We start from the raw sequence: 22,423 nt of genomic DNA, 5'->3' as shown, positions 1-22,423 counted from the left end.
GTTCGGCAGGTGCCGCGGCGGGCGGCGGCAGGCGGCGGGCGGGGCCGTCAGGCCGCCGCTGCCACCGGGCGCGACGAGGACGGCACCTCGTCGGCCGTGTCGTAGTCGTCCAGCGGCGACGCCGACGCGTTCTCGTACGCCTCGCGGTCGAGGATGTTCTCGCGGGCGGCGACGATCACCGGGACCAGCGCCTGGCCCGCGACGTTCGTCGCGGTGCGCATCATGTCGAGGACGGGGTCGATGGCGAGGAGCAGGCCCACGCCCTCCATCGGCAGGCCGAGCGTCGACAGGGTCAGGGTCAGCATGACCGTGGCGCCCGTCAGGCCCGCCGTGGCCGCGGAACCGACGACCGAGACGAAGGCGATGAGCACGTACTCCTTGATGCCCATGTGCACGTCGAAGATCTGCGCGACGAAGATCGAGGCGATGGCCGGGTAGATCGCGGCGCAGCCGTCCATCTTCGTGGTGGCGCCGAAGGGCACCGCGAAGGAGGTGTACTCCTTCGGGACGCCGAGGCGCTCGGTGACCTTCTGGGTGATCGGCATGGTGCCGACAGAGGAGCGGGAGACGAAGGCCAGCTGGATCGCGGGCCAGGCGCCCTTGAAGAACTGGAGCGGGTTGACCTTGGCGACGGACGCGAGCAGCAGCGGGTAGACGCCGAACAGCACGAGCGCGCAGCCGATGTAGATGTCGGCGGTGAACGTCGCGTACTTGCTGATGAGGTTCCAGCCGTAGTCCGCGATGGCGAAGCCGATGAGGCCGACGGTGCCGATCGGGGAGAGCTTGATGACCCACCACAGGGCCTTCTGGAGGAGGGCGAGGACGGACTCGCTCAGCTCCAGGATGGGCTGCGCCTTGTCGCCGATCTTCAGGACGGCGACGCCGGCGACGGCGGCCATGAAGACGATCTGCAGGACGTTGAGCTGGGTGAACGGCGTGACCACGTCGGTCGGGATGATTCCGGTGAGGAAGTCGATCCAGGAGCCCGCGTGGTCGGGGGCCTTGCCGTCCTTCGGGGTGAGGCCGGTGCCGGAGCCGGGGTTGGTGATCAGGCCGATGGCGAGGCCGATGGCGACCGCGATCAGCGACGTGATCATGAACCAGAGCAGCGTGCGGGTGGCGAGACGCGCGGCGTTGTTGACCTTCCGCAGGTTGGTGATCGACACCAGGATGGCGAAGAAGACGAGCGGGGCGACCGCCAGCTTCAGGAGGCCGATGAAGGTGTCGCCGACCTTGGAGAGGGTGGTGACGAGCCAGTCGACGTCCTGGTCGCGGGCGATCCAGCCGAGGAGGACGCCGAGGACCAGGCCGCCGAGGATCTGCGCCCAGAAGGGCATCTTGAGGTACTTCGTTATCCGGAAGCGGGACTCGGGCTTCTCGGGCCGGCCGGTCTTGTCGGCGGGCGTCGCGGAATTCGCGGACACGGACACACTCCGGTGGGGAAAGTCAGGGGGAGGGGGACATACGGGAGCGGCGACCGCGAAGGGTCAGCGGGGGCCGCTGCTGCGGGGGTCACGTTCAGATGTGACAGGCCGCGGACATGCAGCGGCAGAGGTCGACATGCAGGCGCGCCACGAGCGGGACGCTCATGGCGTGGTGGTGCGCTGCTGCTGTCTTCATGTCGAACACGTTAACACTTGTACTTTGAGATCATCAAAGGTCTTGTTTGAGATAGACGGAAGGGTTGCCCCCGCATCGGTGACGGAGGGTGCGCCCCAACTCGCCCGCGACGCACGGAACCCCGGTTCCGGAGCCGTACGCTCCGGAACCGGGGTTCCGTGAAGTGTGTGACGAAGCTTACGAGCCCTGCGCCTGCGCGTTGCCCTTCGACCGGGAGCGGGCGGCGTCGTCCGCCTCGTCCTCCTGGGTGCGGTTCGCCTCCAGGTTGGCCTTGGCCCGGTCCACCCGGGCGACGACGTCGGCGGAGGCGCGGTCGCGCTCCTTGCGCAGCGCGACGAAGCTGATGGGCGCGGAGACGACCAGCGAGAGCAGCAGCACCCAGAGCAGGTTCGAGTCGCCGAGGCCGCGCGGCAGGATCTCGGTGTAGACAAGGCCCCAGACGACCAAGAAGCAACCCACGAAGATCCCGAGGCGCATCAGCGTGTAGCGGAGCATGTCAATCCACTCTTCCGTTCCGAAATGGGCCCGAGCTGGACGAGCCTCTCCAGTGAAGCACGGGAGGGGCCGCGTCCGGTAAGGGGGTGCCCCGTCGGCCCCCTCTCCAGAGAGGAGTCGGCCTGCCTCCCTAGAGGAGCGGCAGCAGCATCGTGATGTCGTCCCGGTCGTCGCCGGGGGCGACCCGGATGGCGCCGGGCACCCGCCCGACCTCCTTGTATCCGCAGGACGCGTAGAAGCGGTCGAGGCCCGTCCCGCCCCGGCAGGTGAGCCGGATCGCCTCGATGCCCTCCAGGCCGCGGGCGGCCCGCGCGGCGGCGGCCATCAGGTCGCGGCCGTACCCCTTGCCCTGGTGGCGCGGGTGGACCATCACCACGTACAGCCAGATCCAGTGCTTCATCAGGCGGTGCTGGTTGTGGGCGAGGAAGGCGGTCGCGGCGACCCTGCCCTCCTCGTCGTGGCCGACGAGGAGCCGGGTGCGCCCCTCGCTCAGCTCCGTGAGCCGCTTGACCCACTCCGGGCGTATGTCGTCGACGGTCACGGGCGGTACGAAGCCGACGGCCCCGCCGGCGTTGGACACGTCGGCCCAGAGGGTGAGGACGCCGTCGCGGAGGTCGGGGTCGATCGCCGGGTCCAGCGTAAAGGTAAGAGGCATAGATGCAGATTAACCATTACCGCTCGCACGCCTCAACCACTTTCCGCAGGCCGGACGACGCGACGAGCCCCGGCCGTGGCGGCCGGGGCTCGTCGTGGTGCGGTACGGGCGTCAGACCCGCATCGCCTGCGGGGTCTCCCGCAGCAGCGGGTCGGGGCCCTCGTACTCGCGGATCGCCTCGTAGCGCGTGTTCCGCTCGACCGGGCGGAAGCCCGCCTCGCGGATCAGATCGAGGAGGTCCTCACGGGTCAGCTTGTTCGGCGTGCCGAAGTTGTCCGCGTCATGCGTGATCTTGTACTCGACGACCGAGCCGTCCATGTCGTCCGCGCCGTGCTGCAGCGCGAGCTGCGTGGTCTGCAGGCCGTGCATGACCCAGAAGACCTTGACGTGCGGGACGTTGTCGAAGAGGAGGCGCGAGACCGCGAAGGTCTTCAGGGCCTCGGCGCCGGAGGCCATGGTCGTGCGCGCCTGGAGGCGGTTCCTGACCTTGCCGTCCTTCATGTCGACGAAGTCGTGCTGGTAGCGCAGCGGGATGAAGACCTGGAACCCGCCGGTCTCGTCCTGGAGTTCGCGCAGGCGCAGCACGTGGTCGACGCGGTGGCGCGGCTCCTCGATGTGGCCGTACAGCATCGTGCACGGGGTCTTCAGACCCTTCTCGTGCGCGAGGCGGTGGATGCGCGACCAGTCCTCCCAGTGGGTGCGGTGGTCGACGATGTGCTGCCGCACCTCCCAGTCGAAGATCTCCGCGCCGCCGCCGGTGAGGGACTCCAGACCGGCCTCGATCAGCTCGTCGAGGATGTCGGATGCCGACATCCCCGAGATCGTCTCGAAGTGGTGGATCTCGGTGGCGGTGAAGGCCTTCAGGGAGACGTTCGGGAGCGCCTTCTTCAGCTCGCTCAGCGAACGCGGGTAGTAGCGCCACGGCAGGTTCGGGTGGAGGCCGTTGACGATGTGCAGCTCGGTGAGGTTCTCGCCCTCCATCGCCTTGGCGAGGCGGACGGCCTCCTCGATGCGCATCGTGTACGCGTCCTTCTCGCCCGGCTTCCGCTGGAACGAGCAGTACGCGCACGACGCGGTGCACACGTTGGTCATGTTGAGGTGGCGGTTGACGTTGAAGTGCACGACGTCGCCGTTCTTGCGCGTGCGCACCTCGTGGGCGAGGCCGCCGAGCCAGGCCAGGTCGTCCGACTCGTAGAGCGCGATGCCGTCCTCGCGGGACAGCCGCTCCCCGTCCCGGACCTTCTGCTCAAGATCGCGCTTGAGACCTGCGTCCATGCCCTCGCCCTTACCTCTCCAGCAACCCGCGGCCTACGGCCTGCGCCCTACACGAACTCCCGCCAACCGTACGCCCCCGCGTCTCACTCCTCCTCGGGGAGTTCGCCGACGCGGTTCTCCCACTTGGTGGAGAGCACGATCGTCGTCCGCGTACGGGAGACGCCGCGGGTGCCGCTGAGCCGGCGGATCGTCTTCTCCAGGCCGTCCACGTCGGTGGCCCTGACCTTGAGCATGTACGAGTCGTCGCCCGCGATGAACCAGCAGTCCTCGATCTCGTGCAGGTCCTTCAGGCGCCGCGCCACGTCCTCGTGGTCGGCGGCGTCGGAGAGCGAGATGCCGATGAGGGCGATGACACCGAGTCCGAGCGAGGCGGAGTCGACGGTCGCGCGGTACCCCGTGATGACACCGGCCGCTTCGAGACGGTTGATCCGGTCCGTGACGCTGGGCCCGGAGAGGCCCACGAGCCGCCCGAGTTCGGCGTACGAGGCGCGGCCGTTCTCCCGCAGGGCCTGGATGAGCTGCCTGTCCACGGCGTCCATAGGTGCGATGCCTTTCATTATTCAGCGATACCGCGAGTCTATGTGTAGAATCTAAGGCGTAACAGGGTCTAGCCCCTGCGAATCTTTCTCAATCTCAGCCGATCAACGACGATCCTTCAGGAGTGAGTCACCGTGTACTCGATCGAGATGGCCTACGCCCGCATGCGCGAGCTCCAGGACATGGCCAACCGCTCGCGTGCCCACAAGACCGCCGCGCCGAAGGCCCGCGCGAAGCGCGCGACCAAGAAGCGCTAACCCCCCTGGGAGCCGGAGCCGAGCTCTCCCTCCCACCGGCGGTACAGGCTGTGCGGCACCCGTGCCGCGTCAAGCACCCGCCCGGCGACGAAGTCCACCAGATCCTGGATGTGCGTCGCCCCCGCGTAGAACGCCGGAGAGGCGGGCAGCACGATCGCGCCCGCCTCGTCCAGGCTCACCAGATGTTTCAGCGTCTGGCCGTTGAGCGGCGTCTCGCGCACGCAGACCACGAGCCGCCTGCCCTCCTTGAGCGTCACGCTCGCCGAGCGCTGCAGCAGGTCCTTCGAGAGCCCCAGCGCCACCCCGGCCACACACGCCGTGGACGCGGGCACGATCAGCATCCCCTTCGTCGCGTACGACCCCGAGGACGGCCCCGCCGCCAGGTCACCGGCGGCCCAGTACCGCACGTCGGACACGTCGGCGTCGAAGACGCCCGGCTTGCCGTCCGCGCCGCGGCCCAGCCACAGCCGCAGGTCGCCTTGCCAGTGCGCGTCCCGGAACGCGATGCCCGTCTCGTCGAGCAGCGTCAGCCGCGAGGCCCGCGAGACGACGAGGTCCACGCTCTCCCCCGCCGCGAGCAGCGCGCGCAGCACGGCCGCGGCATACGGGGTCCCCGAGGCGCCCGACACCCCCACGATCCAAGGCCTACGCTGCGTATCTCCTGGGTTCACGCTGTGAAGCCTATCCGTCGGTGTGTCAGACAGTGAGCCCGCGTACGAGCAGGTCGAGCAGCGCGCACACGAACAGGGCGATCCCGATGAAACCGTTCACCTGGAAGAAGGCGCGGTTGAGCCGGGACAGGTCGTGCGGCTTCACGATCGAGTGCTCGTAGACGAAGGCACCAACGACGATCGCGAGGCCCAGCCAGAAGAACACGCCCGCGCCGGTGGACGCCGCGTACCAGACGAAGAGCGCCGTGGTCACCAGGTGACAGCCGCGCGCGCCCCGGATCGCGGCCGGGATGCCGAACCGCGCGGGCACCGACTTCACGCCGACCTCGCGGTCGGTCTCCACGTCCTGGCAGGCATAGATCAGGTCGAAGCCGCCGATCCAGACGCCGACCGCGAGCCCGAGGATCACCGCCTGGCCCGACCACTCGCCCGTGACCGCGATCCACGCGCCGACCGGGCCCATCGCCTGGGCCAGGCCGAGGATCGCCTGCGGGAAGTTCGTGAACCGCTTGCCGTACGGGTAGACCACCATCGGGATCACCGCGACGGGCGCGAGGGCCAGGCAGAGCGGGTTGAGCAGCGCGGCGGAGGCGAGGAAGACGACGAGCGCGATCAGCGCGCCGGTCCACGCGGACTTCACCGAGACCGCGCCGGTGACCAGCTCGCGGTGGGCGGTGCGCGGATTGCGGGCGTCGATCTCACGGTCGATGATCCGGTTCGCCGCCATGGCGAAGGTGCGCAGGCCCACCATGCAGACGGTGACCAGGAGCAGGCGTCCCCAGTGGATGTTCCCGTCGAGGCGGAACATCGCGGTCAGCGCGGCGATGTAGGCGAAGGGCAGCGCGAAGACCGAGTGCTCGATCATCACGAGGCGCAGGAATGCCTTGGTGCGCCCCGGCTGCGGGAGCGCGGCTGATGCTGAACTCACGAGAGTCCGTACTCCTTCCAGCGACGGTCGACCTTCGCCGCCGTCTCCGGGTCGGACTCGACCATGTTCGGCCAGCCGCCGTCCCGTGTGTAGCCCTCCTCGGGCAGCTTCTTCGTGGCGTCGATGCCCGCCTTGCCGCCCCAGAACTGCTGGTACGAGGCGTGGTCGAGGTGGTCGACGGGGCCCTCGACGACGGTGAGGTCGCGGGCGTAGTCGGTGTTGCCGAGCGCGCGCCAGGACACCTCGTGCAGGTCGTGCACGTCGCAGTCCTTGTCCACCACGACGATCAGCTTCGTCAGGGACATCATGTGCGCACCCCAGATGGCGTGCATCACCTTCTGCGCGTGCTTCGGGTACTTCTTGTCGATCGAGACGATCGCGCAGTTGTGGAAGCCGCCCGACTCCGGCAGGTGGTAGTCGACGATGTCCGGGACGATCACCTTGAGGAGGGGCAGGAAGAAGCGCTCGGTGGCGCGGCCCAGCGGACCGTCCTCGGTCGGCGGGCGGCCGACCACGATGGACTGGAGCAGCGGGCGCTTCCGCATCGTCACGCAGTCGATCTTCAGCGCAGGGAACGGCTCCTGCGGCGTGTAGAAGCCGGTGTGGTCGCCGAAGGGACCCTCCGGAAGCATCTCGCCCGGCTCGAGCCAGCCCTCGATGACGACCTCGGCGTGCGCGGGCACCTGGAGCGGGACCGTCTTGCAGTCCACCATCTCCACCCGCTTGCCCTGGATGAACCCGGCCAGCATGTACTCGTCCATGTCGCCGGGGAGCGGCGCCGTGGAGGCGTACGTGACGGCCGGCGGGCAGCCGAAGGCGATCGCCACGGGCAGCTTCTCGCCGCGGCGCGCCGCCACCTGGTAGTGGTTGCGGCTGTCCTTGTGGATCTGCCAGTGCATGCCGATGGTGCGCTTGTCGTGGCGCTGGAGGCGGTACAGGCCGAGGTTGCGCACCCCGGTGTCCGGGTCCTTGGTGTGGGTCAGGCCCAGGTTGAAGAAGGAGCCGCCGTCCTCGGGCCAGGTGAAGAGCGCGGGCAGCTGCTCCAGGTCCACGTCGTCACCGGTGAGAACGACCTCCTGGACCGGAGCCTCCTTCACCTTCTTCGGCGGTACGTGCGTCATCGCGCCCAGCTTGCCGAACGCCTCGCGGACCCCGACGAAGCCGTGCGGCAGCTCCGGCTTGAGCAGGCCGCCGATCTTCTCGCTGATCTCGCCGTACGACTTCAGGCCGAGCGCCTTGAGCAGGCGGCGGTCGGTGCCGTACACGTTCATGGCCAGGGGCATCGAGGAGCCCTTGACGTTCTCGAAGAGGAGCGCGGGGCCGCCGGCCTTCTGCACCCGGTCGGTGATCTCACCGATCTCCAGGTACGGGTCGACCTCGGCCTTGATGCGCTTGAGATCGCCCTCGCGGTCCAGTGCCCGGAGCAGGGAGCGAAGATCGTCGTAAGCCATGCGTTCCAGTATCCGGCACCGGCTACCCTGGCCCCGTCACCGGGGGCTCGCACGCCTCCCGCCGCCACCGCTTGGGGGATTGCGCCACCATGCTCAGGTATCTGCCGTTCCTGCTGGTCCTGGCGGTGTGGATCTATGCCTTCATCGATGTCCTGAACACTCCGGAGAAGGAGGTCAGGCATCTGCCCAAGGTGGTGTGGGTCATCATCGTGCTGCTCTTCGGCGAGGTGCTGCTCGGCCCCGTCGCCTGGCTCGTCACCGGCAAGGTCCGCCACGCGCCCGGCGCGGGCGGCGGCGCCGGCGGGCGGGGCCGCGGGGGCAGCACCCGGTGGGTGGCGCCCGACGACAACCCCGAGTTCCTGAAGTCGCTGCGGAACGAGGACCCGGACGAGAAGCGGCGGGACAAGGGCGACGAGGGCTGACCAGCGGCCCGTGTGGGCACGATGGCAGGCATGAGCAGCGCACCCCGCATTCCGACGGTCGACCTGCGGCCGTGGCTCTCCGGCGACCCCGAGGCCCGCGCGCGGACGGCCCGCACCGTCGATCAGGCCCTGCGCACCGCCGGGTTCCTCCTGGTGACCGGGCACGGCGTCGACCCGGCGCTGCGCGCGGCCATCAGGGAGTCGGCGCGCGGCTTCTTCCGGCTGCCCGCCGGGACCAAGCGGCCGTACGCGGCCCGGGTGGGCGGGCGCGGCTGGCTCGGGCCCGGCGCCGAGGCCAACAGCTACGCGGAGGGCACGGCCGCTCCCCCCGACCTGAAGGAGTCGCTCTCCTTCGCGGCGGACGAGCCGACGGGTGACCCGGCCGTGGACGCCGAGTGGTTCCTGCCGAACATCTGGCCCGCCGAGGCCCCCGGGCTGCGGGGCCCGGTCGAGGCGTATCTGGGGCGGATGCGGGCGCTCTCCGACCTCCTCCTCGAACTGCTCGGGGTCGCGCTCGGCGAGGGCGAGGAGTTCTTCACCCGCCACACGGGCCACCCCACCTGGGGCTTCAACATCAACTGGTATCCGGGGCGGGAGACGGTGGGCGAGCCGGAGCCGGGCCAGTTCCGCATCGGCCCGCACACCGACTTCGGCACCGTGACGGTCCTGGACCGGCAGGCCGGCCGGGGCGGGCTCCAGGTCTTCACGGACGAGGGCGGCTGGGAGGACGCGCCCTTCGATCCGGCGGCGCTGACGGTCAACATCGGGGACCTGATGGCGCGCTGGACCGACGGGCGCTGGCAGCCGGGCCGCCACCGCGTCCTGCCGCCGCCCGCCGAACTCCCCGCCGAGGAGCTGATGTCACTCGTGTACTTCTACGAGTGCGACCCCGGCACGGACGTGCGCGGGATGGACTCGCACGTGTACCTGCGGGGCCAGCTGGACGCGATCACGGTGGCGCCCGGCGAGGGGTGACGCGGGTCAGACCCCGGCGTACGAGTGCTTGCCGGTGACGAAGATGTTCACGCCGTAGTAGTTGAACAGCCAGCAGCCGAAGGCGATCAGGGCCAGGTAGGCGGCCTTGCGGCCCTTCCAGCCAGCCGTCGCGCGGGCGTGCAGGTATCCGGCGTACGCGACCCAGGTGATGAAGGACCAGACCTCCTTGGGGTCCCAGCCCCAGTAGCGGCCCCACGCGTCGCCCGCCCAGATCGCGCCCGCGATGATCGTGAACGTCCACAGCGGGAAGATCGCGGCGTTCAGGCGGTACGAGAACTTGTCGAGGGAGGCCGCCGAGGGCAGCCGCTCCAGGACGGAGGTGGCGAACCTGCCGGGGCGTCCGCCGTTCACGAGCTTCGTCTCGTAGCTGTCCCTGAAGAGGTAGAGCAGCGTGCCGACGCCGCCGACGTAGAAGACGGCGCCGCAGAAGATCGCGGTGGAGACGTGGATCCACAGCCAGTACGAGTGCAGGGCCGGGACCAGCTGGTCGCTGGAGGTGTACAGGACGGTGACGGCGAGACCGAGGTCGAGCAGGACCGTCGTGACCAGCGGGAGACCGAGCCAGGCGATGTTCTTCTTCAGCGCGAGCAGCACCAGGTACACGGCGACGGCGACGGTGGAGAAGGTGATGCTGAACTCGTACATGTTGCCCCACGGCGCCCGCTGCACCGACAGGGCGCGGGTGAGCACGCCGCCGAACTCCAGCAGGAAGGCGAGCACCGTGAGCGAGACGGCGATGCGGCCGTAGAGGTCGCCCTTCTCGTCGCCGGCCGAGGCGCCGGGCCCGTCCGGCACGTCACGCGTGCCGGCGACGGACCGGGTGACGACCTTGGGCCGCTCCAGGGTGGCGGTGCCGCCGCCCTTGGCCTGGGCGGTGATGGCGGGCGCGGCGGCCGCGGCCGTCTTGCTCGGCGTGAGGGCCGCCGCGGTGCGGGCGACCTTGCTGCGGCTGCCGAAGAGCCACTCCGCCATGTGCGCGAAGAACGCCAGGAGGTAGACGGCCATCGCGGAGTAGATCAGCACATTGCTGATGTGTGCGAGATTCTCGTTGGGCTCGGCGGCCAGGGTGGTGGCGAGATTCACTTCTCAGCCCCTTCGGCAGGTACGGCATCGGGGTCGGAGTCGGAAACGGCTTCCTCGTCCGGGTCTGGGCCGGGCGCGGTCGGCGCCTTGTCGTGCAGGTCGGCGGCGAGCCGGGAGAGTTCCTCGGGAACCTTCGCCGACTCGCTGCGGCCGAGGCCCGCCATCTCCACGACGGTGACACCGTCGGCGCCCCTGACCGCCCGCACCCACACGCGGCGGCGCTGGATGAACAGCGACCCCGCGAGACCGGCGACGGCGGCGATGGCGCCGCCCAGCGCCCAGCCGGTGCCGGGCTGCTGGGAGATCTGGAAGGTCGCCCACTCCTTGAGGTTCTTCTCGAAGGTGATCGACCCGGCACCGTTCGGGAGCTTCATGGTCTCGCCGGGGCGCAGCCGCTGCTTGAGCAGCTGGCCGTCGGCGTCCTTGAACTTCGTCATCTTGCGGGTGTCCAGCTGGTACACGTTCTGCGGGACGCCCGCGTTGACGCCCAGGCTGCCGTGGTACGCGGAGAGCGCGAGCACCGGGTACTCGGCGGCGGGGAACTGGGAGAACATCTGCCCCTTGCCCACGCCCGCGAAGGTCGGCACGAAGAAGGCGTTGAAACCGAGCTGGTCCCACTTGCCGTTCTTGTCGCGGTAGCCGTCCATGACCTTGATGGCGCCGGTGGCGGTGCCGTTCTGGTCGATGGGCAGCACCGGCACCGAGGCCCGGTAGACGACCTTGCCCTTGCCGTCCCGGACGGTGACGGCGGGCGCGAAGCCGTGGCCGATGAGGTAGACCTTCGAGCCGTCGACCTCAAGCGGCTTGTTGACCTCGATGGACTTCTTCTTCTCGGCGCCGTCGGGGCCCTCGGAGTAGGTGACGTCCGCGCGGTAGGTGCGGGGCGTGCCGCGGTTGGGGCCGGACTTCTCGTACGTGCCGACGAAATTGTCGAGCTTGAAGCTGAACGGGGCCAGGTTCTCGGTGTCGAAGAGGCTGCCGGACTTGAAGTCGTCGTACTGGCTGAGGGTGTTGGCGAAGCCGTCACCCTCCATGATCAGCTTGCCGCCCTCGGACTTGAGGAGCTGTCCGGCGGCGAAGGCGATCAGCATCACGATCAGCGCGATGTGGAACAGCAGGTTGCCGGCCTCGCGCAGGTACCCCTTCTCACCGGCGACGGAGGCGCCCGCGCCGGAGCCCGCGGTGTGCGCGCGGAAGCGCCGCTGCTTGAGCAGGGCGAGCGCGGCCTCGTGCACCTGCTCGGGCTCGGCCTCGGTGCGCCACGTCGTGTAGGCGGGCAGCCGGGTCAGCTTCTTGGGGGCGCCCGGCGGGCGGCCGCGCAGCTGGCCGACGAACTGCCAGGTGCGGGGCACGATGCAGCCGATGAGGGAGACGAAGAGCAGGATGTAGATCGCGGAGAACCACACCGAGCTGTAGACGTCGAAGAGCTGGAACTTGTCGTAGAGGGGCCCGAGCGTGGTGTGCCGGGCCATGAAGTCCTGGACCTTGAGCTCGTCGACGTTGTTCTGCGGGATCAGCGAACCCGGGATCGCGCCGAGGGAGAGCAGCAGGAGCAGGATCAGCGCGACCCGCATCGAGGTCAGCTGCCGCCAGAACCAGCGGGCCCAGCCGAGGACGCCGATGGCGGGCATGTTGGGCGGCTCTTCGCGTTCCCGCGGGGCGGTCGACAGTTTGGCGCCCGCGGCGTCGAAGTCGTTCCGGTCCTCGGCGGTCTCGGTCGTGCCGCCGCGGGCTTCGGTCTTGCTCATGGATTCAGATCCCCACCGTGTAGCCGCTGGACCAGACCTGCATCTGCTGCACGATGCTGTCCCACACGCCGGTGACGAGGAGCAGCCCGGTCGCGATCATCATGACGCCGCCGATGCGCATCACCCAGACGTAGTGCCGCTTCACCCAGCCGAAGGCGCCGAGCGCCTTGCGGAAGGCGACGGCCGCGAGGATGAACGGGACGCCGAGTCCCAGACAGTACGCCACGCTCAGCAGCGCGCCGCGTCCCGCGCTCGCCTGGTCGAGGGAGAGCACACTGACGGCGGCGAGCGTGGGGCCGACGCAGGGCGCCCAGCCGACGGCGAACAGGGCGCCCAGTATCGGGGCGCCCGCGAGGCCGACGGCGGGCTTCTTGTGGAACCGGAACTCCCGCTGGGAGACCTTGGGCATGAGCCCCATGAAGAAGAACCCGAGCAGGATCATCACCGCGCCGAGCACCCGCGTGACGATGCTCTGGTTCTCCTGCAGGGTCCGCCCGAACTCGCCGAAGAGCGCCCCGTACGAGACGAAGACGACGGTGAAGCCGAGCACGAAGAGCCCGGAGCCCGCCACCATCCGGCCCCGCTTGGCCTCGGCCATGTCCTGGCCGCTGACCCCGGTGACGTACGACAGATAGCCGGGCACGAGCGGGAGCACGCACGGCGAGAAGAAGGAGACGAGACCGCCGAGCAGGGCGATGGGCAGCGCGAGCAGGAGCGCGCCGCTCATCACGGTCTGGTTCGGTCCGCTGATGGCGGCGAGGGTGGTCATCACTTCTCCGCGAGGACCGGGTCGATCATCTTGCGCAGCTTCTCTTCGTTCAGCGGCTGCTGGGAGCGGGCCGCGATCTTCCCCTCACGGTCGATGACGAGCGTGGAGGGGATGAAGTTCGGGTTGAGCGAGCCCTTGGGGAAGCGCAGCATCAGCTTGCCCGTCGGGTCGTGCAGGCTCGGGTAGGGCACCTTGTGCTCCTTCTCGAACTGGATCGCCGGGCCGCGCTCGGGGTCGCGGGTGTTGATGCCGACGAACTCGACGCCCTTGGACCTGGTCTCCTCGGCGACCTTCACGAAGTGCGGCACTTCGGCGCGGCACGGCGCGCACCAGGAGCCCCAGACGTTGAGGACGACGATCTTGCCCTTGTAATCCTCGGCGATGTTCAGCTTCTTGCCGTCGAGGGTCTCTCCGTCGAGCGAGGGACTCGCCTTGCGGTCGCCCTTCTTGACGGTGGCGATGCCATCGGAGCCGGCGACGAAATTGGTGTTTCCGGAACCGCCCGACATGCCGCCGGAACTGCAGGCGGACAGCGCCAGCGCGGCGACCGCGGCTCCTGCGGTGAGCAGGGCGGCACGGCTGCGACGTCGATTGCTGCTATCGATGCGGTGTTGTGGGGCACGGCAGGCAACACTCATGTGAAAAGTTTCGCATGTCCGTATCAGGGATCTTCCGCGCCCCCTCCACAGACGGGATCGCCCTCTTCAGACGCGCGTATGGCCCTCTCAGGAGCTCCGGAGAGGGCCATACGGGAAGGGCCGGGCGAGGCTAGCGGAAACTCTTCCAGCCGCCCGCAGGCTGCTGGCCGACCTCCAGGCCCTGGAGCTTGGCGAGCACCTTCGGGTCCTGGACGTCGAGCCAGTCGACGAACTGGCGGAAGGAGACGAGACGCACGTCCTTCTTGCCGGCGATGTGCTTGAGGGCCTCCTCGACGGCGTCCATGTAGATGCCGCCGTTCCACTCCTCGAAGTGGTTGCCGATGAAGAACGGCGCGCGGTTGCTCTCATAGGCGCGCTCGAAGCCGGCTATGTAGGCCTCGGTGGCCTGCTTGCGCCAGCCCGGGTAGTTGGCCGGCGGCGCCTTCGTGGAGTTCTTCGACTGGTTGGCGAGGATGTTGTAGTCCATCGACAGGACCTCGAAGGAGTGCCCGGGGAAGGGAATGCCCTGGAGCGGCAGGTCCCAGACGCCCATCTTCTTCTGGGGCCAGCGCTGGCGGCCGCCGGGCGAGGACGCGTCGTAGCGCCAGCCGAGCTTCTTGGCGGTCGGCAGCAGATTGTTCTGGCCGAGCAGACAGGGCGTGCGGCCGCCGACGAGTTCCTTCTCGTAGTCGAAGGGCAGCGACGGCAGATCGGTCCAGCCGGTGTTGGTGCGCCACTTCTTCACAAAGGACTTCGCCTGGTCGATCTCGTCCTGCCATTGCGCGGACGTCCAGTTGGCGACCGAACCCGTGCCCGCGCAGAAGTGCCCGTTGAAGTGCGTGCCGATTTCATGGCCCTCGAGCCAGGCCTGGCGTACGTACTTCAGCGTGTCCTTGATGTGACCGTCGGTGAGATAACCGATGTCGGAAGCGCCGACCGCGTTGTTCGGCGGCCGGTACAGACGCTTCTTCGATTCCGGCAGCAGATAAAGGCCGGAGAGGAAGAACGTCATGTGCGCGTCGTGGTCCTCGGCCAGCTTCAGAAAGCGCGGGAACAGTCCGTTCCCGACCTCGCCCGCACCGTCCCAGGAGAAGATCACGAACTGCGGGGGCGTCTCGCCGGGCTCCAGCGGAACGGGCTTGCCCGGCTGGCGGGGCTGCTTGCCGGTATAGGCGGTCGAGCCGTCGCCGATCGGCTTCGCCGGGTGCTTGCCGGCCCCGTCCTTGCCGTCACCGGCCTTTCCCGCGGGCCCGGACGAATCGCCGTCGCCGCCCGAGCCGCACGCCGCGAGCCCGAAAGCGGCGGCCGCGCCGGCTCCGAGTCCGAGCATTCCCCTGCGGCTGATGTCGCGCATTCCATCCCCATTCGTCGCGCCCCTGGGTCCCCTTCCTGCCGTATGTGCCGGACAAGAGGGACAACCCGTTAGAGGGCGCGACGAACACCGGGGTTCCGGGGTGGCCGCAATTATTTGAACGACTTACCTGAAAGGGACATAGAGTCGCCGCGTGATTACCCCACGTCGATCACCCGCGGGGTTTTCACGGATTATCAGGCCCCGAATGCCTTGCTGTTGCCCTTATTCCTGCCCTTGACGGGCTTGGCACCGGCGAGGAGATGTGCGGGGACGAGATCGCGGGCCGGCTCGCTGTAACCCACCGAGACGATCTTGTCGCCGCGGTAGGTGAACGTCGTCAGCGACGCCAGCGTGCACTGCCGCTTGCGCGGGTCGTGCCACAGCCGCCGCTTCTCCACGAAGCTGCGCACGATCCAGATCGGCAGCTGGTGGCTGACGCACACGGCCTCGTGGCCGCGGGCCGCGTCCTTCGCCGCCTCCAGGGCGCCCATCATCCGTACGACCTGCTCGATGTACGGCTCGCCCCAGGACGGCTTGAAGGGGTTGACGAGGTGCTTCCAGTTCTCGGGGTTCTTCAGGGCGCCGTCGCCCACCCCGAAGGTCTTGCCCTGGAAGACGTTGTCCGCCTCGATGAGGCGTCCGTCGGTGGCCAGGTCCAGGCCGTGCGCCTTGGCGATCGGCGTGGCCGTCTCCTGGGCGCGGTCCAGCGGCGAGGCGACGACGTGTGTGATGTCGCGCCGCGAGAGGTGCTCGGCGACGCGGTCGGCCATCTGCCGGCCGAGCTCGGAGAGGTGGTAGTCGGGGAGGCGCCCGTACAGAATTCCGTCCGGGTTGTGCACCTCGCCGTGGCGCATCAGGTGGACGACGGTCAGCTCGTCGCCCGTGGCCGTGCCGCTCATGCGGAGACCTCCGTGGCTTCCGCGGCCGCGCGCGCGGCGGCCGGCAGGGCGGCGGCGACGCGCTCGATCGCCCGCTCGTCGTGGGCGGTGGAGACGAACCAGGACTCGAAGGCCGACGGCGGCAGATAGACGCCCTGCGACAGCATCGAGTGGAAGAAGGCGGTGAAGCGGAACGACTCCTGCGCCTTGGCGTCCTCGTAGTTCCGCACCTCGCGGTCGGTGAAGAAGACGGAGAACATGTTCGACGCGTTCTGCAGGCGGTGGGCGACGCCCTCCTTGGTGAGCGCCTCGGTCACCAGCGAGCGCAGCCGCTCGGAGACGGCGTCGACCTCGGCGTACGCCGCGTCGTCCAGGAGCCGCAGCTGGGCGAGGCCCGCCGCCGTCGCCACCGGGTTCCCGGAGAGCGTGCCCGCCTGGTAGACGGGGCCGGCCGGGGCGAGGTGCGCCATCACGTCGGCGCGGCCGCCGAAGGCCGCCGCCGGGAAGCCGCCGCCCATGACCTTGCCGAAGGTCATCAGGTCGGGCCGCACGCCGTCCACGCCGTACCAGCCGGCCTTCGACGTACGGAAGCCGGTCATCACCTCGTCGGAGATGTACAGGGCGCCGTTCTTGCCGCAGGCGTCCTTGAGGCCCTCGTTGAAGCCGGGGCGGGGCGGGACGACGCCCATGTTCCCCGGGGACGCCTCGGTGATGACGCACGCGATCTCACCGGGGTACTTGTGGAAGGCCTCGTGCACCGCTTCCAGGTCGTTGTACGGGACGACGATGGTGTCGCCCGCCTGGGCGCCGGTGACGCCGGGGGTGTCGGGCAGGCCGAAGGTGGCCACGCCCGAACCCGCCGAGGCGAGCAGGGCGTCCACGTGGCCGTGGTAGCAGCCGGCGAACTTGATGACCTTGGCGCGGCCGGTGAAGCCGCGGGCCAGCCGGATGGCGGACATGGTCGCCTCGGTGCCGCTGGAGACGAGCCGCACCTGCTCGACGGGGTCGACGCGGGCGACGATCTCCTCGGCGAGCGCGACCTCGCCCTCACCGGGCGTACCGAAGGAGGTGCCGCGCGAGACGGCCTCCTGCACGGCGGCGATCACCTCGGGGTGGGAGTGCCCGAGGATCATCGGGCCCCACGAACACACGAGGTCGACGTACTCGCGGCCGTCGGCGTCAGTCAGGTACGGACCGGCACCGGACACCATGAAACGGGGCGTACCACCCACAGCGCGGAACGCGCGCACGGGAGAGTTCACACCGCCGGGCGTCACGGCCGCCGCACGGTCGAAGAGAGTCTGCGAAACTGGGGCGCTATACGGGAAGCTCACACGAGCCATGGTGTCAGAGCGTCCGGACATCCTGCGGACAGGTGTTTCACTCCACGTTTTAGAGGGTGACCGTGGGGGAGGTCACTGACACGATGATCGGGTTGCGTGGCGGGGGCCGCGAGGCCTAGAAAAGACAGGGCCGTGCCGCCCTGGAAAAGCAGTCGGGTGGAGATATGCATCGCGGTGGCGGACTGGGCGAGGGGACCGACGGCCTGGGCCCCCGGCGTGCCCGGCGGGGCAAGCACCGGCGCGAGGCGGCGGCAGCGGAACCGGCTCCGGCGCCCGACCAGGCCCGCGGCGGGCCCGACGGGTTCGGAGAGTCCCGGCGGGACCGGGTGACCAGCAGGAGTGGCGGGGTGGGGGTGACGTACAAGTACTTCGGAGCCCCGGACGGCGCGACCGCCGCCCGCGTACCGATCTCGATGCGGCCCGAGGAGCTCGGCGGTGACGAGCTCGGCATGGGCGGGATGTTCACGAAGATCAAGCCGGAGACGATGGCCGCGATGGTCCTCACCGGCATCGAGGGCATACCCCTGCACAAGGTCCCCCCGCTGGAGCTGGTCGTCCTCCACCCCGACTACGCCGTGGTGAAGCTCCCGATGACCGTCGTCGACCCGCTGCGCGGCATCGGCGAGGAGTCGGTGGGCGCCGCGGCGTTCATCTGGTCCACCGTCCCCGACCGCGGCGGCCCGCGCGACGCGTTCAACGTCTACCAACTGCTGCACGAGTGGCAGGATTTCAGCCACCGGCTGCACGACGCGGGGCATCAGGCGTACTGCCTGGTGTGGCCCTGAACCACTGCTCGCCCGGGTCGTACGGGACGACGACGTGACGAAGTGCCGGTGGTCTTCGCGGCGGGGCAGGAGACCCGGGCCCAGCGTTTGGTTCTAGTGCCCGGCCCTAGCGACCGGCGCTCTCCCGGCGCCAGTTCGGGTCGCGTCCCGTCGTCGCGAGCAGCCGGTCGAAGGCGGAGGCGTCCGGCGCCACCGGTACCGCCTCGCCGAAGACGCCCATCTTCCGGGCCATCGGCGCCATGCCCTCGACCGCGTCGGCGAGCCGCCGCACGACGACGTCCGCCGGCCGGTACTCCTGCCCGGTGGCGCCGGCCAGGTCCCATGCGTGCACGGTCAGGTCGAGCAGCACCATGTCGGCGACGGTCCCGGCGGGCATGTCCATCGCGCCGGTCGTGCCCTCGTCGGCACCCGGCTCGCCCCAGGCGCGGACGAGCTTCTCCGCCTCGGCGAGGAGGCGCTCGCGCCAGTCGCCGCCCCCGGCCACGTAGTCGGGGGTCGTGGAGAAGTCCGAGTCACGCTTGGCGGCCAGCTCCTGGAACTGGACGACGACGTGGAAGAGGTGGTTGACCAGCGCGCTCACGTCGTAGTCGGCGCACGGGGTGGGGTCGCCGAGGCGGTCGTCGGGGAGGGCCCGGACGACGGGCGCGGCGCGCCGGACGGCCACGGCGAGCAGCTCGCTGACCCTGGGGGCCGGGGTGTGTTCGCCGGCGCCCGCAGGTGTGCCCTCGACGGCGCCTTCGGGGTTGTGTGAAGTGTCCATGGGGCGACCGTACGAAGGGCGGGCCGCCCGCGGCTTGAAGAAACGCGACACCGCGCCGACCGACACCGCGCCGAGGGGCTCCGCCTCCCCGCCCGCCCTACGATCCCCTCATGCCGGACGCAGCCCCGGGCCCAGGCGCGGGCCCCGCCCCAGACCCAGCCCCAGACGCAGGTCCAGAGGCCGGGGCGGCCGGGCCGCGCCGCGACACCCGGGGCATCGTGGACGCGGCCGGGCTCTTCGCCAGGGTCCGCTTCCGCCGCCACGCGCCCACGGCGGCGCTGCGCCCGTACCTGGAGCACTACTGGCTGATCGACTGGGACCTCCCCGAGCCCTACGCCTCCCACGTGGTGCCGCACCCGTCCGTGAACGTGGTCTTCCAGTCGTACGCGCCGCACGGCCCCCACACGCCCGATTCCGGGCGGCACCGCTTCGGCGAGGTCGCGGGCATCGGACTCGGTCTCTTCAGCACGAAGCTGGAGGGGCGCGGGCGGGTGTGCGGGGTGCAGTTCCGGCCGGGCGCCTTCCGCCCCTTCGCGCCGGACCGTCCCGTGTCGGAGTGGACGGGCCGCCGGCTCCCGCTCGACGAGGTCTTCCCGTACACCGCCGAAGAAGCGGCGAGCGCCGTGCGGGCGGTCCTCACCCCCGACGACGAGCACGCGCGCGTGGCGGCACTGGACGCCTTCCTGCTCGGCCTGCGCCCCGCGCCGGACCCGCGGGCCGACCTCGCGACGGCCCTCGTCGAACGCATCCGCGCGGACCGCTCGATCCGGCGCGTGGACGCGTTCGCGCGCGCGGAGGGCATGTCGGTGCGGGCGCTCCAGCGGCTCTTCCACGCGTACGTGGGCGTTGGGCCGAAGTGGATCATCCTGCGGTACCGCATCCACGAGGCCCTGGAGCGGGCCGAGTCGGCGCGGGACGTGGACTGGGCCGACCTCGCGGCCACGCTCGGCTACGCCGACCAGGCCCATCTCGTACGGGACTTCACGGCGACGGTGGGCGTGCCGCCGACCGCGTACGGGCCGCACTGAGGGCTTCGGGCCCCGCGGCCACGGCGTCCGCGTGGCGGCGTCCCGGCCGCGATGTCGGACCCTCCGCCTACCGTGCACGCATGGAGCGATCACAGGCACCACAGACGCGGCTCGAACCCTGGTCGGACGAAGGTGGCCTCGCGCTGCTCCTCGGCCTCAACACCCCCGAGATGACGGCCCACTTGGGCGGCCCCGAGTCGCCCGAGAAGGTGGCCGACCGCCACCGCCGCTATCTGGACCTCGACGGCAAGGGCCAGATGTTCCGCATCACCGTGGACGGCAGGACGGCGGGTTCGATCGGGTACTGGGAGACGACCTGGCAGGGCGCGACGGTCTGGGAGACGGGGTGGGGCGTGCTCCCCGCGTTCCAGGGGATGGGTGTCGCCGCGGGTGCGGCGCGGCTGGTGATCGAGGCGGCGAGGGCGGCGGGCGGCCACGCCCACCTGCACGCCTTTCCGGCGACGGACCACGGCGCGTCGAACGCGGTGTGCCGCAAGGCGGGGTTCACGCTCCGCGGCGAGGCGACGATCGAGTACCCGAAGGGCAACTGGCATCCCTGCAACGACTGGCGCGTCACCTTGAGTTGAGGCGGGCGCCTCTCACCGCCGCCCCTCCCCCTCGCCCCGAATCGCCTTGACAGCTTCGGGGCCCGTCCCTCACATTTACCTGCGTCACGCAGATGATGCGCGACGCAGGCATTAAGCATTGCTCCCTCCCCATCCCCGAAGGACCCCTCCATGCCCACGGACACCGCACCCACCACGGACGCCCCCGGCGCCCCGTCCAGAGCGCCGGGCCTTTCCGCCCGGAGACGGTGGGCCGTCCTCGCCGTCGTGCTCGCCGCCGACGTCCTCGACCTCGTCGACGCCACGATCACCAACATCGCCGCCCCCGCCATCTCCGAGGAGCTCGGCGGCGGCTCCGCGCTCGTCCAGTGGCTCGGCGCCTCCTACGCGCTGGCCCTCGGCACCCTCCTCGTCGTCGGCGGGCGGCTCGGCGACAAGTACGGGCGGCGGCGCCTCTTCCTGCTCGGCCTCGCGGGCTTCACGCTCGCCTCACTCGCCTGCGGCCTCGCCCCCATCCCCGCGGCCCTGGTCGTCGCCCGCCTGACACAGGGCGCGTTCGGCGCCCTCGTCATCCCGCAGGGCTTCGGCATCCTCGGCGCCACCTGGCCCCGCGAGCACATCGGCAAGGCCTTCAGCCTCTTCGGCCCCGTCATGGGGCTCTCCGCCGTCGGCGGTCCCGTGCTCGCCGGCTTCCTCGTCGACGCCGACCTCGGCGGCCTCGGCTGGCGCCCCATGTTCCTCATCAACCTCGTGCTCGGCGGCGCCGCGCTCCTCGCCGCCGTCCGCCTCCTGCCGAAGGACGGCGGCGACCCCGGCACCTCCGTCGACGGGCTCGGCTCCGCGCTCCTCGGCTGCGCGATGCTCGGCCTGCTCTCCGGCCTCATCGAGGGTTCCGCCCACGGCTGGACGGCCGTCCCCGGGCTGCTCGCCGCCGCCGGGCTCCTCGCCTTCGCCCTCTTCTGCCGCCGCCAGGCCACGGCCGAAAACCCGCTCATCCGGCCCTCGTTGCTGCGCAACCGCGGCTTCACCTCGGGCCTGACCCTCGGCGTCGTCTTCTTCGCCGCCGTCTCCGGACTGCTCTACGTCATCTCGCTCTTCCTGCAGCGCGGCCTCGGCCTGTCGCCCTCCGGCACCGCGCTCGGCCTGCTCCCGCTCTCCGCCGGCATCGTCGTCGCCTCGATCGCCTGCCACCGGCTCATCGGCAGGTTCGGCCGCGCCCTCGTCCTCGCCGGCCTGCTCATCACGCTCGCCGGCACCGGTGCCCTGCTCGCCCTGACCGCCGCCTCGGGCACGGACACCGGCAGGCCGGCCCTCGCCCTGCCCCTGCTCGTCATCGGCGCGGGCATGGGCACCTGCTTCGGCACCGTCTACGACGTCACGGTCGGCGACATCGCCCCGGCGGAGGCGGGCAGCGCCGGCGGTTCGCTCGGCGCGGTGCAGCAACTCGCCAACGCCCTCGGCGCCGCCGCGGTCACCACCGTCTTCTTCAAGACCGCGGACGGCGGCGCCGGACACGCCATGACCGTCAGCCTGGCCGTCGTCGCGGGCCTCACGCTGCTGTGCTGCCCCCTCGTACGCCTGCTGCCACGCGAGGCCCCGGACGGGCACCACCCCTGAGACCACCACCGACGCGCCGGACCGGTCGCGTCAGCCGTCGAGCTCTCCGCCCCTGATCCGCTCCACCTGCGCCCCGCTGAACTCCACGGTGCGCCTCATGTGGCCGATGAGCAGGGCCAGTTCGTCGTCGTCGAGCCCCTCGAAGAGCTCGTACCAGCCGCCGCTCAGCTTCCCCCACATGCGCCCGAACTCGGCCACCTTCTCCGGCACCGTCGCCACGAGCACCCGTCGCCGGTCGGCGGCGTCCCGTTCGCGTACGACATAGCCCGCCTTCTCCAGGCGGTCGACGAGCCGGGTCGCCGATCCCGTCGTCAGGCCGGTCAGCTCCGCGACGCGGCCGGTGGTGACCGGGCCGTTCTCCAGACCGAGCAGGTTCAGGCACTGCACGTCGGTGGGGTGCAGCCCCAGGTGGTCGGCGACGGCCTGGTTGAAGAGGGCGTACGAGGCCATGTAGCGGCGCGACTCGACGGACAGCTCACCGAGCAGCAGCCCGCGCCTGGCCCCCTCGGCCCGCCCGCTCCCGGCCGCACCCCTGCTGTTCTCGTCG

The 22,423-nt window shown here is 70.3% G+C and carries 24 protein-coding genes; 7 read left to right on the top strand and 17 right to left on the bottom strand.

Annotation, left to right across the window (positions count from 1 at the left end; all coding sequences use genetic code 11):
• Positions 1–47: 47 nt before the first annotated feature.
• The 5 genes from ACZ7DY_RS05330 to ACZ7DY_RS05310 form a co-directional block, all read right to left on the bottom strand.
• Positions 48–1,424 (bottom strand): dicarboxylate/amino acid:cation symporter, encoded by a 1,377-nt coding sequence (locus ACZ7DY_RS05330; protein ID WP_471130399.1) that lies wholly within the window; start codon positions 1,422–1,424, stop codon positions 48–50.
• A 373-nt stretch (positions 1,425–1,797) separates the two neighbouring features.
• A complete protein-coding gene (locus tag ACZ7DY_RS05325; protein ID WP_471130397.1) occupies positions 1,798–2,115 on the bottom strand; it encodes a DUF4229 domain-containing protein in 318 nt (105 codons plus the stop codon).
• A 130-nt stretch (positions 2,116–2,245) separates the two neighbouring features.
• Positions 2,246–2,770 (bottom strand): GNAT family N-acetyltransferase, encoded by a 525-nt coding sequence (locus tag ACZ7DY_RS05320; RefSeq protein WP_471130394.1) that lies wholly within the window; start codon positions 2,768–2,770, stop codon positions 2,246–2,248.
• A gap of 111 nt (positions 2,771–2,881) precedes the next feature.
• Positions 2,882–4,045 carry an aminofutalosine synthase MqnE gene (mqnE, locus tag ACZ7DY_RS05315; protein ID WP_468316923.1) on the bottom strand — a complete coding sequence of 388 codons (1,164 nt, stop codon included), beginning with the start codon at positions 4,043–4,045 and terminating at the stop codon, positions 2,882–2,884.
• A gap of 83 nt (positions 4,046–4,128) precedes the next feature.
• Positions 4,129–4,584: an Lrp/AsnC family transcriptional regulator gene (locus tag ACZ7DY_RS05310; RefSeq protein WP_389715098.1), complete on the bottom strand. Its 456-nt coding sequence runs from the start codon at positions 4,582–4,584 to the stop codon at positions 4,129–4,131.
• Positions 4,585–4,716: 132 nt separating this feature from the next.
• Here ACZ7DY_RS05310 and ACZ7DY_RS05305 point away from each other — a divergent pair, with 132 nt between their 5' ends.
• Positions 4,717–4,839 (top strand): hypothetical protein, encoded by a 123-nt coding sequence (locus tag ACZ7DY_RS05305; RefSeq protein WP_471132455.1) that lies wholly within the window; start codon positions 4,717–4,719, stop codon positions 4,837–4,839.
• Here ACZ7DY_RS05305 and ACZ7DY_RS05300 read toward each other — a convergent pair.
• From ACZ7DY_RS05300 to ACZ7DY_RS05290, 3 genes are read right to left on the bottom strand one after another with little or no spacing between them, the layout of a single operon-like run.
• Positions 4,836–5,510: a UbiX family flavin prenyltransferase gene (locus ACZ7DY_RS05300; RefSeq protein WP_471130392.1), complete on the bottom strand. Its 675-nt coding sequence runs from the start codon at positions 5,508–5,510 to the stop codon at positions 4,836–4,838. The genes ACZ7DY_RS05305 and ACZ7DY_RS05300 overlap by 4 nt on opposite strands.
• A gap of 25 nt (positions 5,511–5,535) precedes the next feature.
• Positions 5,536–6,438, bottom strand: coding sequence for a menaquinone biosynthesis prenyltransferase MqnP (mqnP, locus tag ACZ7DY_RS05295; protein ID WP_471130389.1), 903 nt, complete (start codon positions 6,436–6,438; stop codon positions 5,536–5,538).
• Complete coding sequence (locus tag ACZ7DY_RS05290) at positions 6,435–7,889, bottom strand: menaquinone biosynthesis decarboxylase (protein ID WP_471130387.1); 1,455 nt, start codon at positions 7,887–7,889, stop codon at positions 6,435–6,437. Before ACZ7DY_RS05290 ends, mqnP begins: the two co-directional genes overlap by 4 nt.
• 89 nt (positions 7,890–7,978) lie before the next feature.
• Here ACZ7DY_RS05290 and ACZ7DY_RS05285 point away from each other — a divergent pair, with 89 nt between their 5' ends.
• Both ACZ7DY_RS05285 and ACZ7DY_RS05280 read left to right on the top strand, forming a co-directional pair.
• Positions 7,979–8,311, top strand: coding sequence for a PLDc N-terminal domain-containing protein (locus ACZ7DY_RS05285; RefSeq protein ID WP_471130385.1), 333 nt, complete (start codon positions 7,979–7,981; stop codon positions 8,309–8,311).
• A gap of 30 nt (positions 8,312–8,341) precedes the next feature.
• The gene (locus ACZ7DY_RS05280) at positions 8,342–9,286 is read left to right on the top strand and encodes an isopenicillin N synthase family dioxygenase (RefSeq protein ID WP_471130382.1); all 945 of its coding nucleotides are present in this window, start codon (positions 8,342–8,344) and stop codon (positions 9,284–9,286) included.
• 6 nt (positions 9,287–9,292) lie between these two features.
• On the opposite strand, the gene ccsB is transcribed toward ACZ7DY_RS05280, so the two are convergent.
• From ccsB to hemL, 7 genes are all read right to left on the bottom strand, one after another.
• Positions 9,293–10,390 carry a c-type cytochrome biogenesis protein CcsB gene (gene ccsB, locus ACZ7DY_RS05275; RefSeq protein WP_471130380.1) on the bottom strand — a complete coding sequence of 366 codons (1,098 nt, stop codon included), beginning with the start codon at positions 10,388–10,390 and terminating at the stop codon, positions 9,293–9,295.
• The gene (gene resB / locus ACZ7DY_RS05270; RefSeq protein ID WP_471130377.1) at positions 10,387–12,138 is read right to left on the bottom strand and encodes a cytochrome c biogenesis protein ResB; all 1,752 of its coding nucleotides are present in this window, start codon (positions 12,136–12,138) and stop codon (positions 10,387–10,389) included. Before resB ends, ccsB begins: the two co-directional genes overlap by 4 nt.
• Positions 12,139–12,142: 4 nt before the next feature.
• Entirely contained in the window at positions 12,143–12,907 is a 765-nt protein-coding gene (locus ACZ7DY_RS05265) for a cytochrome c biogenesis CcdA family protein (RefSeq protein ID WP_471130374.1), read from the bottom strand.
• A complete protein-coding gene (locus ACZ7DY_RS05260; RefSeq protein WP_471130371.1) occupies positions 12,907–13,545 on the bottom strand; it encodes a TlpA family protein disulfide reductase in 639 nt (212 codons plus the stop codon). Before ACZ7DY_RS05260 ends, ACZ7DY_RS05265 begins: the two co-directional genes overlap by 1 nt.
• Positions 13,546–13,675: 130 nt before the next feature.
• Complete coding sequence (locus ACZ7DY_RS05255) at positions 13,676–14,899, bottom strand: polysaccharide deacetylase family protein (RefSeq protein WP_471130368.1); 1,224 nt, start codon at positions 14,897–14,899, stop codon at positions 13,676–13,678.
• 194 nt (positions 14,900–15,093) lie between these two features.
• On the bottom strand, positions 15,094–15,798 hold the full coding sequence (locus ACZ7DY_RS05250) for a histidine phosphatase family protein (protein ID WP_471130366.1): 705 nt from the start codon (positions 15,796–15,798) through the stop codon (positions 15,094–15,096).
• On the bottom strand, positions 15,795–17,120 hold the full coding sequence (gene hemL, locus ACZ7DY_RS05245; RefSeq protein ID WP_471130364.1) for a glutamate-1-semialdehyde 2,1-aminomutase: 1,326 nt from the start codon (positions 17,118–17,120) through the stop codon (positions 15,795–15,797). Before hemL ends, ACZ7DY_RS05250 begins: the two co-directional genes overlap by 4 nt.
• Positions 17,121–17,467: 347 nt before the next feature.
• Between hemL and ACZ7DY_RS05240 the strand changes: the two genes are divergently transcribed.
• Positions 17,468–17,905 carry a hypothetical protein gene (locus ACZ7DY_RS05240; protein ID WP_016640275.1) on the top strand — a complete coding sequence of 146 codons (438 nt, stop codon included), beginning with the start codon at positions 17,468–17,470 and terminating at the stop codon, positions 17,903–17,905.
• Positions 17,906–18,011: 106 nt separating this feature from the next.
• Here the strand turns inward: ACZ7DY_RS05240 and ACZ7DY_RS05235 are convergent, their stop codons facing one another.
• Positions 18,012–18,665 carry a TIGR03086 family metal-binding protein gene (locus ACZ7DY_RS05235; protein WP_471130360.1) on the bottom strand — a complete coding sequence of 218 codons (654 nt, stop codon included), beginning with the start codon at positions 18,663–18,665 and terminating at the stop codon, positions 18,012–18,014.
• Positions 18,666–18,775: 110 nt separating this feature from the next.
• Between ACZ7DY_RS05235 and ACZ7DY_RS05230 the strand changes: the two genes are divergently transcribed.
• The 3 genes from ACZ7DY_RS05230 to ACZ7DY_RS05220 all read left to right on the top strand — a co-directional run bounded on the left by ACZ7DY_RS05230 (position 18,776) and on the right by ACZ7DY_RS05220 (position 21,876).
• Positions 18,776–19,693, top strand: a complete 918-nt coding sequence (locus ACZ7DY_RS05230) for a DUF6597 domain-containing transcriptional factor (protein ID WP_471130357.1) — start codon at positions 18,776–18,778, stop codon at positions 19,691–19,693.
• Between the two features lie 80 nt (positions 19,694–19,773).
• Entirely contained in the window at positions 19,774–20,280 is a 507-nt protein-coding gene (locus tag ACZ7DY_RS05225) for a GNAT family N-acetyltransferase (protein ID WP_471130354.1), read from the top strand.
• Between the two features lie 150 nt (positions 20,281–20,430).
• Entirely contained in the window at positions 20,431–21,876 is a 1,446-nt protein-coding gene (locus ACZ7DY_RS05220) for an MFS transporter (protein ID WP_471130351.1), read from the top strand.
• Between the two features lie 30 nt (positions 21,877–21,906).
• On the opposite strand, the gene ACZ7DY_RS05215 is transcribed toward ACZ7DY_RS05220, so the two are convergent.
• A complete protein-coding gene (locus ACZ7DY_RS05215) occupies positions 21,907–22,326 on the bottom strand; it encodes a MarR family winged helix-turn-helix transcriptional regulator (protein WP_471132310.1) in 420 nt (139 codons plus the stop codon).
• Positions 22,327–22,423 lie beyond the last annotated feature (97 nt).

It is taken from the genome of Streptomyces sp. NPDC037013 (genome assembly GCF_055607265.1).
The sequence above is the reverse complement of the archived record's forward strand: the minus strand, read 5'-3'. Positions and strand labels throughout refer to the sequence as shown.

What these genes read in the sequence shown, in the direction of transcription:
- resB (WP_471130377.1), bottom strand. Translation starts at nt 12,138, where the DNA reads ATGAGCAAGACCGAAGCCCGCGGCGGCACGACCGAGACCGCCGAGGAC.
- ACZ7DY_RS05230 (WP_471130357.1), top strand. Translation starts at nt 18,776, where the DNA reads ATGCCGGACGCAGCCCCGGGCCCAGGCGCGGGCCCCGCCCCAGACCCA.
- hemL (WP_471130364.1), bottom strand. Translation starts at nt 17,120, where the DNA reads ATGGCTCGTGTGAGCTTCCCGTATAGCGCCCCAGTTTCGCAGACTCTC.
- mqnE (WP_468316923.1), bottom strand. Translation starts at nt 4,045, where the DNA reads ATGGACGCAGGTCTCAAGCGCGATCTTGAGCAGAAGGTCCGGGACGGG.
- ACZ7DY_RS05290 (WP_471130387.1), bottom strand. Translation starts at nt 7,889, where the DNA reads ATGGCTTACGACGATCTTCGCTCCCTGCTCCGGGCACTGGACCGCGAG.
- ACZ7DY_RS05260 (WP_471130371.1), bottom strand. Translation starts at nt 13,545, where the DNA reads ATGAGTGTTGCCTGCCGTGCCCCACAACACCGCATCGATAGCAGCAAT.
- ACZ7DY_RS05235 (WP_471130360.1), bottom strand. Translation starts at nt 18,665, where the DNA reads ATGGACACTTCACACAACCCCGAAGGCGCCGTCGAGGGCACACCTGCG.
- ACZ7DY_RS05265 (WP_471130374.1), bottom strand. Translation starts at nt 12,907, where the DNA reads ATGACCACCCTCGCCGCCATCAGCGGACCGAACCAGACCGTGATGAGC.
- ACZ7DY_RS05250 (WP_471130366.1), bottom strand. Translation starts at nt 15,798, where the DNA reads ATGAGCGGCACGGCCACGGGCGACGAGCTGACCGTCGTCCACCTGATG.
- ACZ7DY_RS05325 (WP_471130397.1), bottom strand. Translation starts at nt 2,115, where the DNA reads ATGCTCCGCTACACGCTGATGCGCCTCGGGATCTTCGTGGGTTGCTTC.
- ACZ7DY_RS05225 (WP_471130354.1), top strand. Translation starts at nt 19,774, where the DNA reads ATGGAGCGATCACAGGCACCACAGACGCGGCTCGAACCCTGGTCGGAC.
- ACZ7DY_RS05320 (WP_471130394.1), bottom strand. Translation starts at nt 2,770, where the DNA reads ATGCCTCTTACCTTTACGCTGGACCCGGCGATCGACCCCGACCTCCGC.
- ACZ7DY_RS05310 (WP_389715098.1), bottom strand. Translation starts at nt 4,584, where the DNA reads ATGGACGCCGTGGACAGGCAGCTCATCCAGGCCCTGCGGGAGAACGGC.
- ACZ7DY_RS05280 (WP_471130382.1), top strand. Translation starts at nt 8,342, where the DNA reads ATGAGCAGCGCACCCCGCATTCCGACGGTCGACCTGCGGCCGTGGCTC.
- ACZ7DY_RS05285 (WP_471130385.1), top strand. Translation starts at nt 7,979, where the DNA reads ATGCTCAGGTATCTGCCGTTCCTGCTGGTCCTGGCGGTGTGGATCTAT.
- ACZ7DY_RS05255 (WP_471130368.1), bottom strand. Translation starts at nt 14,899, where the DNA reads ATGCGCGACATCAGCCGCAGGGGAATGCTCGGACTCGGAGCCGGCGCG.
- ACZ7DY_RS05215 (WP_471132310.1), bottom strand. Translation starts at nt 22,326, where the DNA reads ATGGCCTCGTACGCCCTCTTCAACCAGGCCGTCGCCGACCACCTGGGG.
- ACZ7DY_RS05220 (WP_471130351.1), top strand. Translation starts at nt 20,431, where the DNA reads ATGCCCACGGACACCGCACCCACCACGGACGCCCCCGGCGCCCCGTCC.